The sequence below is a fragment of the Pseudonocardia alaniniphila genome (genome assembly GCF_022524485.1).
Taxonomy (GTDB): Bacteria; Actinomycetota; Actinomycetes; order Mycobacteriales; family Pseudonocardiaceae; genus Pseudonocardia; species Pseudonocardia alaniniphila.
In genome coordinates this window covers 285304-300406 of record NZ_JAKXMK010000008.1, presented here as the reverse complement: position 1 = coordinate 300406, position 15103 = coordinate 285304, and the positions used below count along the sequence as shown (strand labels likewise).

Annotated in this window: 13 protein-coding genes and 1 pseudogene; 9 read left to right on the top strand and 5 right to left on the bottom strand. The window is 68.8% G+C overall.

The genetic code is table 11. From position 1 onward, the window contains the following. Positions 1-179: 179 nt before the first annotated feature. Positions 180-803: pseudogene (locus MMF94_RS11245) on the bottom strand (sigma-70 family RNA polymerase sigma factor); the annotation flags it as partial. Between the two features lie 640 nt (positions 804-1443). On the opposite strand from MMF94_RS11245, the gene MMF94_RS11240 reads away from it, so the two are divergent. From MMF94_RS11240 to MMF94_RS11220, 5 genes are all read left to right on the top strand, one after another. Then, positions 1444-2127, top strand: coding sequence for a gamma carbonic anhydrase family protein (locus MMF94_RS11240; protein ID WP_241036290.1), 684 nt, complete (start codon positions 1444-1446; stop codon positions 2125-2127). 482 nt (positions 2128-2609) lie between these two features. Then, on the top strand, positions 2610-2930 hold the full coding sequence (locus MMF94_RS11235) for a cupin domain-containing protein (RefSeq protein ID WP_241036289.1): 321 nt from the start codon (positions 2610-2612) through the stop codon (positions 2928-2930). Positions 2931-2955: 25 nt separating this feature from the next. Beyond that, complete coding sequence (locus MMF94_RS11230) at positions 2956-3225, top strand: ferredoxin (protein ID WP_338104191.1); 270 nt, start codon at positions 2956-2958, stop codon at positions 3223-3225. Positions 3226-3233: 8 nt separating this feature from the next. Then, the gene (locus MMF94_RS11225; protein ID WP_241036286.1) at positions 3234-4454 is read left to right on the top strand and encodes an NAD(P)/FAD-dependent oxidoreductase; all 1221 of its coding nucleotides are present in this window, start codon (positions 3234-3236) and stop codon (positions 4452-4454) included. Positions 4455-4478: 24 nt separating this feature from the next. Next, a complete protein-coding gene (locus tag MMF94_RS11220; protein ID WP_241036285.1) occupies positions 4479-4865 on the top strand; it encodes a cupin domain-containing protein in 387 nt (128 codons plus the stop codon). A gap of 123 nt (positions 4866-4988) precedes the next feature. Here MMF94_RS11220 and MMF94_RS11215 read toward each other — a convergent pair whose 3' ends face one another. Next, positions 4989-6383 (bottom strand): pyridoxal phosphate-dependent decarboxylase family protein, encoded by a 1395-nt coding sequence (locus MMF94_RS11215; protein WP_241036283.1) that lies wholly within the window; start codon positions 6381-6383, stop codon positions 4989-4991. A 286-nt stretch (positions 6384-6669) separates the two neighbouring features. Then, on the bottom strand, positions 6670-8058 hold the full coding sequence (locus MMF94_RS11210; protein WP_241036282.1) for a hypothetical protein: 1389 nt from the start codon (positions 8056-8058) through the stop codon (positions 6670-6672). Positions 8059-9096: 1038 nt separating this feature from the next. Here MMF94_RS11210 and MMF94_RS11205 point away from each other — a divergent pair. Further along, positions 9097-9537, top strand: coding sequence for a hypothetical protein (locus tag MMF94_RS11205; protein WP_241036281.1), 441 nt, complete (start codon positions 9097-9099; stop codon positions 9535-9537). Between the two features lie 401 nt (positions 9538-9938). Next, positions 9939-10403 carry a cupin domain-containing protein gene (locus tag MMF94_RS11200; RefSeq protein ID WP_241036280.1) on the top strand — a complete coding sequence of 155 codons (465 nt, stop codon included), beginning with the start codon at positions 9939-9941 and terminating at the stop codon, positions 10401-10403. 33 nt (positions 10404-10436) lie between these two features. On the opposite strand, the gene MMF94_RS11195 is transcribed toward MMF94_RS11200, so the two are convergent. Beyond that, positions 10437-11120 (bottom strand): NUDIX hydrolase, encoded by a 684-nt coding sequence (locus tag MMF94_RS11195; RefSeq protein WP_241036279.1) that lies wholly within the window; start codon positions 11118-11120, stop codon positions 10437-10439. A 68-nt stretch (positions 11121-11188) separates the two neighbouring features. Between MMF94_RS11195 and MMF94_RS11190 the strand changes: the two genes are divergently transcribed. After that, positions 11189-12001 carry an ARPP-1 family domain-containing protein gene (locus MMF94_RS11190; protein ID WP_241036277.1) on the top strand — a complete coding sequence of 271 codons (813 nt, stop codon included), beginning with the start codon at positions 11189-11191 and terminating at the stop codon, positions 11999-12001. After that, on the top strand, positions 11998-13419 hold the full coding sequence (locus MMF94_RS11185; protein WP_241036276.1) for an ADP-ribosylglycohydrolase family protein: 1422 nt from the start codon (positions 11998-12000) through the stop codon (positions 13417-13419). The genes MMF94_RS11190 and MMF94_RS11185 overlap by 4 nt, the downstream gene beginning before the upstream one ends. On the opposite strand, the gene MMF94_RS11180 is transcribed toward MMF94_RS11185, so the two are convergent. Then, complete coding sequence (locus MMF94_RS11180; RefSeq protein ID WP_241036275.1) at positions 13399-14955, bottom strand: SIR2 family NAD-dependent protein deacylase; 1557 nt, start codon at positions 14953-14955, stop codon at positions 13399-13401. The genes MMF94_RS11185 and MMF94_RS11180 overlap by 21 nt on opposite strands. Positions 14956-15103 lie beyond the last annotated feature (148 nt).

Genomic DNA, 15103 nt, shown 5'->3' with positions numbered 1-15103 from the left:
GCGGTGGCCGTCCCACACCCCGACACCACGCCGCTGATCAGCGGCTGAGCCGTACACCACGTCCGCGGACGCAACCCCGCAGGCCGGGCGTTGCGGCACGCCGCGATGCCAGAACGCCGGTGCTGGCGGTAGTCGGCTTGCGTGGGAGCTGGGCACCCCGGCGCCTTCGCGGAAGGCCGCACATCCGCATGGCTGTTGCGCAAAAACCCGCGCTCACGTGCGATCTCGGAGAGCTGGGCCCGCAGCTGACCGCGACCGCGGTGCAACCGCGACATGACCGTGCCGACGGGCGTGCCCATGATCTGTGCGATCTCCTTGTACGCGAAGCCCTCGACGTCTGCGAGATAGACCGCGACGCGGAACTCCTCCGGCAGTCGCTGGAGCGCCGACTTCACGTCGTCGTCCGGCAATCGGTCCATCGCCTCGACCTCGGCGGAGCGCAGTCCGCTCGACGTGTGGCTCTCGGCGTGGGCGAGCTGCCAGTCGGAGATCTCATCGGTGAGCGCCTGGACCGGCCGGCGCTTCTCCCTGCGATACCCGTTGATGTGGGTGTTGGTCAGGATCCGGTAGAGCCACGCCTTGAGATTCGTGCCTCGGGAGAAGGACGTGAAAGCGGAGTAGGCCTTGAGGAACGTCTCCTGCACCAGGTCTTCGGCGTCCGCGTGGTTGCGGGCCATCCGGAGCGCCGCGGAATGCAACTGGTCGAGCAGCGGCATCGCATCGCGCTCGAAGCGTGCATCACGCTCGGCAGGCGTCTCCTCGATGGAGCCGGCCTGCGCCGCGGAACCGGTGTGCTCGACCATCGACTCGGTGAGGTTCGCAGCCGACGCTTGATCCTCGGTGACTCCGGCCTCGACGAGCCCGATGTCGACAACCGGCATGGCGTCCTCCTGCTCTGCCGGCGCGGAGAGCCCCGACGCCCGGCTTTCCCCGGATCCCCGGCGGTTGGTCCCGCTGTTGTGCCAGGTAGATCCCGCAGATCCGCCTCCGGCACCGGGACAAGGTGCGTTCACGCTCGCGAACAGAGCCTCCCGTCCGGCACTCCGCGGCACATCACCGCCAGACCCCATCCCGAGCCTGGTGCTGCCTGGATTCCCCTGATGCCAGCTACCCGGGTAACGCGGTTGCCGCGTGCGTGCCCGCGCCGCTGAGAAGGTCGAATGCCCTGCCACGTTCGACGCCGACGACCGATGCGCAACGCTGCGTACGCGCCGCTCGGGCGTCGTGGCAACTGGGGATCCACTCCATCCTCGCGGAGCGTTGAAGCAAGCCGGCGCCTGGGTCGTTCATGCGAGCCTGCGAGCCCTCGACGTGCTGGAACGACCGCGCGTAGCGTTGGTCGGCGCCGGTCCGGGATCGCGCGACTGCGCGTGACGCGTCGAGCCGCGAGTACCTCGGAGGGCATACGGCGCCGTTTACTCGAACGGAGCGGAGGCGTCAGAGATGAGGACCGTTCGCGAGCATTACCAGCACCCGGTGGGACGCGGCGCCGTCTTCGTCAAGCATCGGAACGCCGGCCCACGGGTCGACGAGTCTGCTTACATTGCGCCGACCGCGGTGGTCTGTGGCGACGTCACCGTGGGCGCCCACAGTCGTGTGCTCTTCGGAGCAGTCCTCACAGCTGAGGGCGGCCCGGTGGAGATCGGTGCGAACTGCATCGTCATGGAGAACGCCGTGGTGCGCGGCGTTCCGCACAACCCGGTCCGCCTCGGTGACAACGTGCTGGTCGGGCCGCACGCCCACCTCACCGGGTGTGTGATCGAGGGCGACGCGCGGATCGCCACCGGCGCGATGCTGTTCAACGGAGTGCGGATCGGGGCAGGCGCCGAGGTCGAGTTCGGCGCGGTGGTGCACGTGAACACCGTCGTGCCCTCTGGGATGGCGGTGCCGATGGGCTGGTTCGCGGGGGGTGATCCCGTGGAGCTGGTGCCGCCCGACGACTGGCACCGCATCCGGGCAGTGCTGGGTCGGCTGGACTATCCGGGCACGGTCTTCGGCGTCAGCCAGGCCCCGGGCCAGTCGGCGATGCCGGATATCGCGCGCCGCTACGCGCGGTCGCTGGCGCTGCATCGCTACGACGAAACGTACGTCCCGGTGCGGGACCGGCCGCCGACAGACGCGCCCTGACTCCCCGGGTGGCTCCGACTCGCGGCCGTGGGCCAGCTCGTCGCGTCGCCGAGCAGCTCGTGGGCCCATGCTGCACGCTCATGTCGGCGACGCCGGCGGGGGGCTGCCGTTGTCATATCGCCAGTCGCCGTCCCGGCAGCGTCGGGCGCTACGCGGTCTGACGTCGAGATCGCCGCCGACACGGCTGCGTCCCTTTGAGGTTGGCAAGGAGATCTACGGCCGAATGCCTCCTCTGTGCGGACCCCATGTCGTCGATGCAATTCGTTCGAACCGTTCTTCGTGGTCTTCGTCAAGGCATCCCCTTTCAGTGGTGCCCGTCACGGCCCGGCGAGAAGTGGTCCCTTAAAATCGCGCCGAACTGGTTCGCGGCTCAGTGGCTCGGCAGGGTTAGCGTCAGGTGTATGCCTGTTGTTTCATCGAACATGACGCAGAAGGATCTACTGCATGTCACGGGCGCGTCCATACCGGAAGGCTCGACTGTGATGACCAGGCTTCTCGAGTTGCCGCCGGGTGACCCCGGAATCGGCCCGCATCGTCATTCCGGACCGGTCTTCGGGTACATACTCGAGGGCGAGATCCTGTTCGAGCTCGAAGGCCAGGCCCCGTATCGCATCACGGCCGGCGAGGCGTTCTGGGAGCCTGGTGGCGACGTCATCCACTACACGGCCGCCAACCTCCTCCCAGACAGGACGAGCCGGTTCGTCGTGGTCATGCTGTGTGCGCCTGACATCGAGATGATCACGATGGTGGACGATCAGGAACTCGCCGCGAAGGCGAGCAGTCGCATTCCCATGGCCCAGTAGAGGGCCTGTCCGAGGACGCCGTGAGATGCCCGCAGACGAGGGTCTGCGTGGCGGCGTGCGGCCGTCGCACGGCGACACACAAGTCGAGGAGGGCGATATGCCAATTATGACTGCAGATCGGGGACGTTGTCAGGGCTGGGCGAACTGCGTCGCGGGAGCCCCTGACATGTTCGACATCGACGACGACGGTCTCGTCGTGCTTCTGCAGACCGAAATCCCAGAAACCGACCGGGCAAGAATTGATGAAGTTGCCCACCGTTGCCCGGTGGGCGCTCTGAGAGCCACGGACAGTTGAAACCGACGGTGGTCATTGTCGGAACGTCCGTCGCCGGGGTGCGCACGGCGCAGGCGCTGCGTTCGATCGGCTATGACGGGAACGTCGTGCTGGTGGGCGAGGAGAACGCCCTGCCCTGCGACAAGCCGCCTCTGTCGAAGGGGTTGCTGACCGGCGCGCTCACCACGGACGATGTTCGACTCCTCACCGAACAGAGGGCCGCCGAGTCCGACATCCAGCTCCTGCTTGGCCGTTCCGCCGTGCGGCTCGACGTCGCTGCGCGCAAGATCGAGCTCTCGGACGGAACCCGGTTGCCCTTCGACGACGTCGTCATCGCGACGGGAGCGCGGGCGCGGTCTTCGCCGTGGGGTTGTCCGGCCGGCGTCCACACCCTCCGCACTCTCGACGACGCTGTGGCGCTGCACGCTGAGCTGTGCCGCGGCGGCCCGGTCGCCGTTATCGGCGCGGGGTTCATCGGATGCGAGGTTGCCGCCACTGCACGCGCCGCCGGCGTCGACGAGGTGACGATGCTCGACTCCGCGGCCGGCCCGCTGGGTCGGTCGCTCCCACCTGCCATCGGGGATCGATTCGCCTGGCTTCATGAGGAGCATGGCGTTCGCACCCTCTTCGGGGTGAAGGTATCGGCCGTCGATCGGGTTGGCGACGAGCTTGTGCTCCGCCTCGGCAACGGGTCGACGTTGCAGGCGGCCACTGTTGTCGTGGGCATCGGAGCGGTGCCGAACGACGACTGGCTCCGCGACTCCGAGCTGAACGTCGACGACGGCGTTCTGTGCGACCAGTGCGGCCGAGCTGCACCACACGTCTACGCCGTCGGGGATGTTGCCCGGTGGTATCGCCCGCGCTGGGGCACGTCGTCGCGAATCGAGCACTGGACCAATGCGGTCGAGCAGGCGGCCTGCGTCGCTCACAACATTGCACAGCCGGAAAGCCCGCGGGAACACGACCCGTTCGAGTACGTCTGGAGCGATCAGTACGACTGGAAGATTCAGATTCTGGGTCGCACGGGTGCAGACCTCGGCTACACGACGTTCGAGCACACAGGGAAGCCTGCTGCGTTCGCAGTGCTCTTCAGGGATTCGGGTGGCGCGTGTGTGGGCGTACTCACGGTCAACTGGCCCCGCGCGCTCGTTACCTGCCGGCGAGCTCTAAGTAGAGGTGCGACCTGGCAGGAGGTCCGCGACTCGCTGGCCGAGTCGTCGGCTCACGTCGTTCCGTCACATGGACGGTGACACACCACGATTGGAGATATCACGGTGAAATATGTACTCGCCCCTCAGGAAATGGAATGGCACACGCTCGAGAAGCCGGAGTTCCCAGGCGTCGGGTTTCAGTTCACTGACAGTGTGGTCGACGAGGACTACACCTCCGCCTACAGCATCCAGTTGTCGAGAATGGGGCCCGGTGGGAGGTCGAAGCTCCACCGTGAGTCCCACAACCACGCCTTCTACATCGTCGCGGGCACCGGAACCGTGCGGGTCGAAAAGGAGACGTTCGACCTCAAGCCCGGCACTCTGGCCAAGATTCCCCGAGGGATTCCGCACGCCATGGACAACACTGGTTCCACAGACCTCGAGTTCCTGGTGATCTACGACCCGCCCTACGTCACCGGCACTAACGCGGTGGCCAACCTCGAGGACTGATCGCCATCTGTGCGGCGAGGCGTCGACCTCGTTGCGCAGCCGGGGGCCACCCGTCGCGTGATCGCGATAGATGGCCCCCTCGCGCTGTCGGGACTCTCCTCCCTGCGACGCCCCGGCCGTTGCTTACTGCTCAGACGCGATGCGGGCGGTCTCGGCCCGGATGATCTCCACCGCCTCGGTGATGAGTTCCAGGTGGGTGCGGTGGGACACGATGCAGACGCGCAGCGTGTAGCGGCCGTCGATCTCGGTGGTGGAGAGCACGAAGCGGCGGTGGGCGTTGATCCGGTCCAGCAGGCGCCGGCTCGCCTCGTCGGCCCGCTCGACGGCGGCCCGGCTGCCGTCCGTGGGACGGATACGGAAGATCACGGTGGACAGGTCCGGATACAGCGGGACCTCCAGGTCCGGGATGCCGGACAGGGCGGTGTGGACGTGCTCGGTCAGGTCGAGCTTCTCGTCCAGGGCGTCGCGGAAGGCGTCGGTGCCATGCAGGTGCAGGGGGAGCCACGCGCGCAGGCCGCGGATCTCGTGGGTCAACTCGGGTCCGAGGTGTCCGGAGTCGGGCACGTTGCCTCCAGCGATGTCCTGGAGGTAGCTGCCGGTGCCCTCGTGTGCAGCGTGCAGCGCGGCGACGTCGCGGACGACCAGGGCGCCGGTGCCGAAGGGCATGAAGAGGGTCTTGTGCGGGTCCAGGGTGATGGAGTCGGCCTGCTCGACACCGGCAAGGCGATCTCTGCCCCGTGCGGTGAGGCGGAAGAAGCCTCCGTAGGCGGCGTCGACGTGGAACCACAGGTTCTCGCGGCCGGCCAGGTTGGCGAGTTGCGGCAGAGGGTCGATCGTGCCGGCATGGGTGGTGCCGGCGGTGGCCACCAGCAGGAACGGCCGTAGCCCGGCTTCCCGGTCGGCTCGGATCATCGCGGCGGCGGCGTCGGGGTCCATCCGCAGATCCGGGGTGTGCGGCACGAGGCGTATGTGTGCCGTGCGGATGCCGGCGAGGCGAGCGGCCTTGGCGACGGAGTGGTGGGCGAACGCGGTGGTGTAGACGGTGCCTGGGGCGATGTCCTCACCGAGTCGGTCGTGGCGGGCGGCGACCGTGGCGGAGAAGGTGGCGATGGACCCGCCGCTGGTCAACAGGCCACCGCTGCCGGCGGGCAGCCCGCACACCTCTGTGGCGATCCAGCGGATCACGCTCTCTTCCAGCGCGGCGAGTGCCGGCGCCACCGCGGCGACGCCGCCGTAGCGGTTGGTGGCGCGGTTGTAGAACTCGGCGAGTGCGGCGGTGAACAGGCCGCCGCCCGGGATGTACGCGAGGTGGCCAGGCCCGGCGGACTCCACGGCGCAGTCGGCGGCCTCGTCCAGGCGCTCGAGCAGTACCTTCAGGTCGCCGCCTACGGCGGGCGGGGGTGCCAGGAAGGACTCCGCCAGGTCGGCCGTGGCCTGCGGGGACAGGGGGCTGGATGCGGGTCGGGACGGGAGCCGCTCGGTGCGGGCGATGACCCGATTGAGGACAAGATCTCCCATTTCGGCCATAGTGGCGCGATTTGGTTCCAAAGGGAATTGGCTCATGAGGCGGTCCAGGAGTGAGGAGGGTACAAAGGCTGCAGCCTTGACGACGAGTGCATGATCAACTGCAGTCTACGTAAACCACCGGCTGATGGTGTACCTCGTCGGCGCCGATGCCGGCCTAGTGGCGACGGAACGACGTCGCGCTCTTGGAATCGGAACGGTAATTCCGCTGGCACCGACGGATCGGCTCCCGACTGAAGGTGGGCCCGACCTGTGCCGGTCGTCCTCCGGGGGCGTCCACTTACGAAGCGAGTTTTGCGGCGATCAAGCTCGTGGCGCTCTTGGGGTCGTCACGCATGTTCAGGCCGTCCCAGTCGAGCCCGAGAGCTGCAATGGTGTCCTTCGCCTCTTTCGCTCGCGTCGGATCGGCCACATCGCCCCTGGCCATCCGATAGAGCGCGGACGCGTACTCCTCCCGCTTGCTCGGCCCGGCCTTCTTCCAGAACGCAAGAGTCTCGACGATCCGGGTACCGAACGAGCGGGCGGGCTTCTCCTCGTCGAACTCGTCCGTCAGGTTCCAGCGCTTGGCGAAGTACCTCCACGACTTGTACCCGACGAAGCTGATCGCCACGGCGGCGGCCAGTCCGGTGAGTGCCCACCCGACAGGGGTCCCGGCCAGCACGCTTGCACCGGCCGTCGCGAGACCAGCAGCGACAGCGATCGCGACGACGAGGTTGGCAACGGCTGCCGCAGTCTGGAGCGCCCCAACCCCCGCGTTGACAATCTTCTTGATCAGACCGCGCTTGTTCTTCTTCACCGCGTACGCCTGGATCATGCGGAGCGAGATCTTCTTGGGCGCACCCCGACGATGCTGTTTGACCTCCTCTGAGGCCTCCGTCAGCGCAGTTTCCATGGCGGCTTTGAGATCACTGCGTTCCTGTCGCCTTGCCAACGCCGCGTGCAGGACGATACCCGCCTCGTCCCGCGCTTGATTCAACCGTTGAAGCTCGAGCTGTATCGGCCTCAGTCTCGCGAGCACATTCTCCCAGGGCTGGTCGAGGGGTACCCCGGCTTCTTTTGGGTGGTGGAGAAGCATAGTGACCTGGTGATCGTACTCTTTGCTTTTGCTGGCGTGATATTCATCGAGGGTTTTGACCACCTCCCGCGAAGTGGCGACCTCCTGCTCTGCCGCATCCAGTGCGCGCTGCGGCTGCTCGTTCTCATCCGTCATGAGCTTCTGGAGTTCCTTGGCCCGGGCGTGTGCCTTGGCGGCCTTGCGGCCGTACCGCCCCGCCTGTATCGCAGTCGCCGGCGCTCCGGCCGCGAACCCGGCCGCGAGCGCAGTGTTGAACGCCTCGACGGGCAGGTGCGCAAGGTTGATCGCTCCGCCGGCCGTGACGGCAGCGTTGCCGGCGACACCGGAAACGTCCTGAACGATGTCCCCTCGGGCCTGACCGTGCCGACGACCTGCGTCCCGGTGCGCGGCGCTGCCTTCGGGAGATGTCTTCAGGTCGTGCCGCGCTTCCCTCAGTTCTTTGACGGCCAGTCCGAGCCCCACCGTATTGGCGACCGTCGAACCAGCGGGGCCGGCAATGCCTCCAGCGAAGGAAGCGCTCGTGCTGACCTCGGGGTCTCTGAACTCCGCGCCGATGGTGAAAGGGGTGTACGTGGCTACCTGGTTGGACGCCACATCGAGGGGGCCGACGTTGGTGTCGGCAAACCGAGTTGTGGCGTCGCGGAAGCCATCGGAGATGGACTGGGGCTGATGAGGCCGTGGCGGAATAGGAGGAAGATTCTTCCACTGTCCAGGGAAAGACTCGGCAGGTGCCCGCTGGATGCTGGCGGTCGATTACCGGAGCATGGCCACCACGGCCGCATTTCCAGCCAGCCGCTGCAAAGTGAGGATTTCGGCATGTGTTCGGTTGATCGCTGCCGCACGCGAAACCCGGCGGGCCCCTGAATGCATCTCTCGCTCTGGGCCACCGGTAAGGCGTTCGTGCACGCTTCCCTCCGCGACACTCCACACGCTCGCAAGTCTGACAACGTGATCGTTCCTCGACGGTTCGTTGGGAGGCAATATGGTGTGGCTGCGAATACCGTCAATGATTCATCAACGCTGCGACCGGAACGCTGTCGGAGCGGGCGCGAGGGCTGGGCGTGTTCGAACACGAGCGTGAGCGGCCCGGCGAGCCCGTTCGTGCCCGGTGCCGTGACGAGAACGTCCTCGGCCGCGGCGCTGCGGGTAGCACGACGCCCACGTCGTAGGCGTCGGTCACCCGTTCGGTTCGCGTCAAGGCGACGGAGGCGGCGACCTGGCGGTGGGGTGCCTGCAGACCTTGGGGAGCACGTCGATCATGATCATCCGTGTCAGACTGGACCACTACTTCTCCATGCCGGCCTGAGCGCCGGAGGCAGGGTCGGGTGGAAGGGAAGTCCCATCTCCGAGGGCAAGAGTCCGGTTCTGATCGAACTTGTCCGGCTCCTGGATGAGTCGATTCACGACCTCGACCGCGTCAGCGATGTCGATCTGTACGAGTGGATCGTCTTCGCCGCCGCCCACCAGTATTCGTCATCAGACTTCCACGAACGTCCGGCCCCCGACCTCGGTGACGCCGCGGAACTGCTGCGGGATCGCCTCAGCCGCGGGTGGTTCGGGAAACGCTCTGTCCCGGCGCCCCAGGCGTGGTTCTCCGCAGACGGACTGATCAGTGACGTCGTCCTGAGAACCGTGACGAACGGACTGGTGATCGGCGAGAAGCCCGCAGGCGCCCTGTGGACGTCTTCCTTCCTCCCAGATGGGCGCAGCGCCTGGGCGATCGGAGAGTCCAGCGCATACCCGGACTTGTCGCGCCGACTATTTGCCGTCGACTTCGATCGCGCAGTCACCCGAGTCTTCGAGGTGAGCGCGCCTGAGGACTACCAGCGGCTCGCCACGAGTTACCCACGGCCGATGCTGGACGGTCGTGTGCTCGTGGACTGGAGCGCCGCGGCCACGGACCTGGACGCAGTCCGCTTGACCGCCGCAGGTCTGGTCTTCGCCCACAACGTGCGGGTGCCGACCCCGCACGGCGTGGCCCAGTTGAGAGGCTGGGACGCCGAGTCGACCGCCTGGCTGAACCGTCCGCCCGGGTTGCGGATCTCCCAACCCAGCGCGAGCCCCACAACGTGAACCGCCACGACCTGGAACGGAGGCGTATTAGGCGTTGTACCGTGCACGGCCGCGCCGCGATCGTGCACGGGCCAGCGGATGATCAGGAAATGGGTGGTGCATCGGCTGCCCGAGGCCGAGGTTGACACTGGGAGCTTTCCTGTCAACACGCCGATCATCGCGGGGTTTCGTCCGTCGATGACCATGGCCGAAGAGTTCATTTGGCGAGCAGATCGGTGGATATGGAGTTGATCCCCGGAGATCGTCCGAACAACACGGGCACTGGCGATCACAACGGGACGTGGGCGATTGTGGGCACCTCAGGAATGGGGTAGTCGAGGTGAACTGTCCCTCCTGGCGGCCTCCGCACCGACGAGCGGAGCTGCCCGCTCGGTCCCACGCGTCGGGCAACCGAGAACGGCTTGACAACGCAGGACATCAGGGTCACTCAACTGGAGGTACTCGCGATGCTGAACAACGAGCCGAGGTCCAACGCCTGGCAGACGGCGCTCACCGTCCTGCAGGAGGCGAAACCGCCCTTCATCCCCGATGGTGCCGAGGTGATGACTGTCGTCATCGAGTTCCCACCCGGCGACCCGGGCACTCCGCCGCACCGGCACCCCGGGCCGGCGTTCGGCTACGTGCTGGAGGGCGAGATGGTGTTCGAGCTGGAAGGGGAGCCCGAGCGTGTCGTCCGGGCGGGGGAGGCGTTCTGGGAGCCGGGGGGCGACGTGATCCACTACCAGGACGGCAACAACCGGACGGACATCCCGAGCCGATTCCTCGTCACGATGGTGTGCACGCCCGGCAAGCCCATGCTCACCCTCGTCGACGACGAAGAGCTGGCCCAGCGTAAGGACCGGCGCGCACCGCGTCCGTCGTCCTGAACTCCGGTTCTGCCAGGGACGGTTCTGTGTGCTTCAGATCTGTTGCGGCCGGCGGCGGAAGAGTCGCGCCGGTTTGCCGACGGTCCCGCGGCTGAGGTCGCCGGTCTCGTCCAGGTACTGCACCATGTGTCGCCGGAACGTGTCCTTCTGCCACGGCCGTCCGAGCACTGCCTCGTGTACGCGCTGCAGCTCCAGCAGCGTGAACTCCTCGCCGATCAGATGCCTCGGGTCGGGCCGTTCCTGATAGGCGTCTCGTGCCCACTCGACGGCTGCTTCGACGATCTGGTCGTGGTCGAAGCCGAGTCCGCCTTGCCGGTCCGGGAGGATCGGCTGCCGGGTCTCCGGGTCGATGGGCAGGAGCGTTCCTGTCGTGCCTTCCAGCCTGCCGGGCGGGACGAGGTCGACGTGGGCCACGCTCATCACCCGCCCGCGATCATCCCGATCGAGGGCGTCGAACACGCGGAGCTGCCGCGGCTCCTGCCCCGTCTCGCCGACCTTTTCCCGCAACGCCCGCAGCGCGGCGTCTCGCAGGGTCTCGTCCATCCGTACGAACGTCCCGGGGAGTGCCCAGCGTCCGGCCTCGTAGTGCTCGTCGCGCTCGTGCAGCAGCACCGCCAGCCGGCCGTCCTGGGTGACCGTCAGTAAGGCCACGTCCACGGCGATCGAGGGGTGGGGGTAGTCGGCCAGGGTCCGCCCGGAGGGGTCGCGCCACGTCACGCTCGACAAGTTAGCGCATCTGTGCTCTTATTAGTTAGCGCGTTGACGCGCTAACTAGGGAGTGTGTGATGGAGCTGGCGGACGTGCACGTGGGCAACCCGGTGGTGCGCGGAGCGTTGACGGTGTTCCCCGTGTTCAACGGGGCGGCGGTGGAGAAGCGTGGTTACGACCTCCACGCTCCGTGGATCGAGGTGGCGGAGCGGGCCGGGGCGCCGGTCGTGGGGGAGCTCGTCGTGACGAACGGCGGCGCCCGGCCCGCGCTCGTGCTGGAGGGAGAGCTGCTCGAGGGCGGCTGGCAGCACCGGGTCGCGGCACGGTCGGTGGTGGTGGAACCGGGCGCGTCGGTCGTGCTCGAGGTGCGGTGCGTGGAGCACGGGCGCTGGAACGGCGGCGGCGAGCACGTCCGAACCGGACGGCGCGCGCCGGTCCAGGTACGTGCCGCGGTCGGGCAGCACGAGGTGTGGGAGCGGGTGCGCCGGTACGGGCAGAGCGCCACCGAGTCGCTCCTGGAGACCACGCGCAGCGTCGACGACGCGGCGGCGGCGCTCGTGGGGGATCTGCGGCCGCTGCCGTTCCAGAGCGGGGTGCTGATCGGGATCAGCGGATGGCCGGTGCTGCTCGAGGTCTTCGACTCGCCGCGGACGCTCGCCCAGGTGTGGGACGGGATGCTGCACGCCGCGGCGGTCGACGCGGTCAGGAGGCCGGCGATCCCGACTCCCGGCCCGCGTGCGCGACAGTTCGCGCAGCAGACGAGGAGCGTCCCGCTGGACGCGAACGGGCGCGGTGCGACGGCGGACGCCCGGGTCTCGGTGCTCGGCTGGCGCGGTCGGGCCGTGCAGACCGTCGCGATCAACCCTCGGCACGAGCTGGTGACGGCATGACCTACGTGAACCTGGACCGTGCGGTCGGTGTCCTGGTCGGCGCCGCCGCGGGCGACGCCCTCGGCGTGCCCTACGAGTACGGCAGCCGCCCGCTTCCGCGGCCCGGGGAGGAAGCACGAATGCTGGGCGGCGGCCTCGGCGACTACGCGCCGGGGCAGTGGAGCGACGACACCGAGATGGCGTGCGTCATCGCCGAGATCGCTGCGACGGGCGCGGACCTGCGTGACGAAGCCGCGCTCGACCGCGTCGCCGCAGGCTTTCTGCGCTGGTACGACGACGGCCCGGCCGACGTCGGCAACCAGACCCGCGCCGTACTCGGAGCGCTGCGCGGCACGGCCGAGGCGGGCGCGGCGGCGAAGATGCGAGCGCGGGCGGCCGAGTTGCATGCCCGTAGCGGGCGTACCGCGGGGAACGGGTCGTTGATGCGGACCGGACCCGCCGTGCTCGCACATCTCGGCGACCCGGAGGCGATTGCGCAGGCGGCCCGCGCGGTCAGCGGCCTGACCCACCACGACCCGCAGGCGGGGGACGCGTGCGTGTTGTGGTGCTTGGCGATCGACCACGCGGTGCGGACGGGTGAACTCGACGTGCGGGTGGGGCTCGGGTACGTCGGGCCGCAGTGGCCGGCCCTGCTCGACGAGGCGGAGCGCTCCACGCCGGATCGGTACGCGGCGAACAACGGCTGGGTGGTCGCGGCGCTGCAAGCGGCGTGGTCGGCGGTCGCGCAGGCGGACGGGCTCGAAGCGGGGCTGCAGGCCGCGGTGCACGGCGGCGGGGACACCGACACGGTCGCCGCGATCGCCGGGGCGCTGCTCGGGGCCCGATACGGCGGAAGCATGGTGCCTGGCCGGTGGCGGCGGCTGCTCCAGGGCTGGCCGGGACTGCGGGCGCGCGACCTGACCCGTCTCGCCGTGCTCGCTGCCCGCCGCGGTCGGCCCGACGGCGACGGGTGGCCGAGCGCCCCGACCATCCAGGCCTACGCGGGCTCTCCACGAGCGACCGTCCCGCACCCGGACGATCCGGGAGTGCTGCTGGGCGCGGTCGGTGCGCTGCGGCCCGGCGTCGCCGACGCGGTCGTCAGCCTCTGCAGGCTGGGCGCCACGCAGGCGCCGTTGGCCGGCGTGCCGGCGCCCGATCACGTCGAGGTCTGGATCACCGACCGGGACGACGCGAACCTCGACCTGCCCGGCCTGCTCGCCGATACCGCCTCCGTCATCCGGGACCTGCGTGAGGAGGGCAAGACCGTGCTGCTGCACTGCGTGTTCGCCGAGGCGCGTACGCCCATCGTCGCCGCGGCCTACGGCGCCCTCGTCACGGGGTCGACACCCGAGGCCGCGCTTCGGCGGGTCCGTGCGGTGTTGCCCTCGGCCAGGCCTGCCCCGTCGATCGTGGCCGGTCTACTCGCGATGGCCGAGTGACCGCAGCAGGGCCGCGACCTCTGCCCACGCGGGCGTCGCCCGCTCGTCCGGGGTCGCCTCGGCGGTGAGAGCGAGCAAGCGCCCGCGGAGCCGCTGCTCGGGCGCGGTGAGACGGTGGCGGTAGCGCTCGTCGAGGAAGTAGTGCAGGCCTCGGTCGGCGTGGGCGAGCAGGCAGTCGAGGAAGATCTCCAGCCGTCGTCCCTGCTCGGGGATATCGGCGCCACCCATCGGGACGAGATCGAGATCGGCGCCCCACAGCCGGGTACGCAACGCGTCGGGCTCCATCAGCAGTGCGGTGCCGAGCTTCCCCTCCCCACGGACGGACGTGGGTAGCACCTCACGGACGTCGTGCATGAGCTCGTGGAAGTGGTCGTCAGCCAGGCCGAACCCGACGAACAGCAGGTGCCGGGTGAGCAGCATGGCCTTCGCGAGCGCGGAGAGGGCTTCCCGGCCGCGGCCGTAGCCGAGGTAGTCCTCGCGGGTCAGCACGATCGTGTCCGGGCGGGTGACGGTGCCGTGCAACTTGAGCAGCCAGCGCCCGTCCGGTTGCACCGCCTCCTCGGGGAGGACGGCGAGATGCTGCCCCATGTCCTGCGAGGCTTTCTCGTAGAGCGTGTCGTAGTTGAGCGTGACGGCCTCGCGGGTCGGCAACGCCGCCAACTGCGCGGGGGCGAGGCCGTAGCGCGGCGCCTGGACGTGCCGGGCGACAGCCTCGTTGAACGAGGCGCCCTGCTCGGTGAGGAGACGGCGCAGGACGTGTGCCTGGTCGAGCGCGTCGAGCTTCGAGAACCCGTCGTGCTCCGCGAGCGGCAGGCCGCTGTCGTCGAGCAACCTCGCCAGGAGATCACTCCAGGTCGGAAGGCCTGCCGACACCGAGACGCCCGCGCCGATGAACGGCACGAGCTGCCCGGCGCTCGCCTTCTCGGCGAGGTCCTGGGCCTGGCGCACCAGGGCCTCACCGAGCACCGCCCAGGTCAGCGGGTCGGCGCGGCGGATGTCGTGGGCCCGCGCGAGGTCGGGGGCGTCGCGGAGCACGAGCACGACGTCGATGCCCTGCTCGCGGCCGACCGCGTTCGCGACCTCGAGAATGCTCCGCAGCAGCTCACCGCGGAGCCAATCCCCGCCGCCGCCCGACGAGCCGAACATCGGCATCGCGACGAGCGGGAGGTGCCGCTGCTGGCTGCGCGGACGGCTCTTGGCCCGCATCCGGGCGGGGTCGGCCGCGGCGGGCAACGCCGCGGTCAGCGGCTCGACGATCTGCTCGGCGCGGCGGATTCCCACGAAGGGAACCGGGACGAGGACGGGCTGAGGCTCCTGCTCGGACCAACCGGGGAGCACGAGCGCCTTGACCCGCTCGGCCCGGAACTCCGCTGCGTCCTCACCGAGGCGCGCGACCGACTCGCGCAGGTGAGGGACCGCTCGATACCACCCCTCCGTGATGTGCAGCGTCCGGTCGGTGGGGAGCAGCCAGGCGTCGGCGGCGAGGTGCGTGATGTCGCCGGGGACGACGAAGACGTGTGACCCATCCGCGAGCACTCGATCACGCTATCCGGAAGCACGGATTCGCAGCCGGCATCGGGTGCCGGCAGGTGAGTGCTGTGACGACCCCCGAGTGCCTGTTGAAAAACCCGACCCGGCGGGGTCACAGTGCTGGTGCTCGCGACCTGCCGCCGGCTTCCGTGAG

Excerpts from the sequence above, each read along its gene's own strand:
- MMF94_RS11240 (WP_241036290.1), top strand. The coding sequence starts at position 1,444 with ATGAGGACCGTTCGCGAGCATTACCAGCACCCGGTGGGACGCGGCGCC.
- MMF94_RS11235 (WP_241036289.1), top strand. The coding sequence starts at position 2,610 with ATGACCAGGCTTCTCGAGTTGCCGCCGGGTGACCCCGGAATCGGCCCG.
- MMF94_RS11230 (WP_338104191.1), top strand. The coding sequence starts at position 2,956 with ATGCCCGCAGACGAGGGTCTGCGTGGCGGCGTGCGGCCGTCGCACGGC.
- MMF94_RS11215 (WP_241036283.1), bottom strand. The coding sequence starts at position 6,383 with ATGGGAGATCTTGTCCTCAATCGGGTCATCGCCCGCACCGAGCGGCTC.
- MMF94_RS11190 (WP_241036277.1), top strand. The coding sequence starts at position 11,189 with ATGGAGCTGGCGGACGTGCACGTGGGCAACCCGGTGGTGCGCGGAGCG.
- MMF94_RS11185 (WP_241036276.1), top strand. The coding sequence starts at position 11,998 with ATGACCTACGTGAACCTGGACCGTGCGGTCGGTGTCCTGGTCGGCGCC.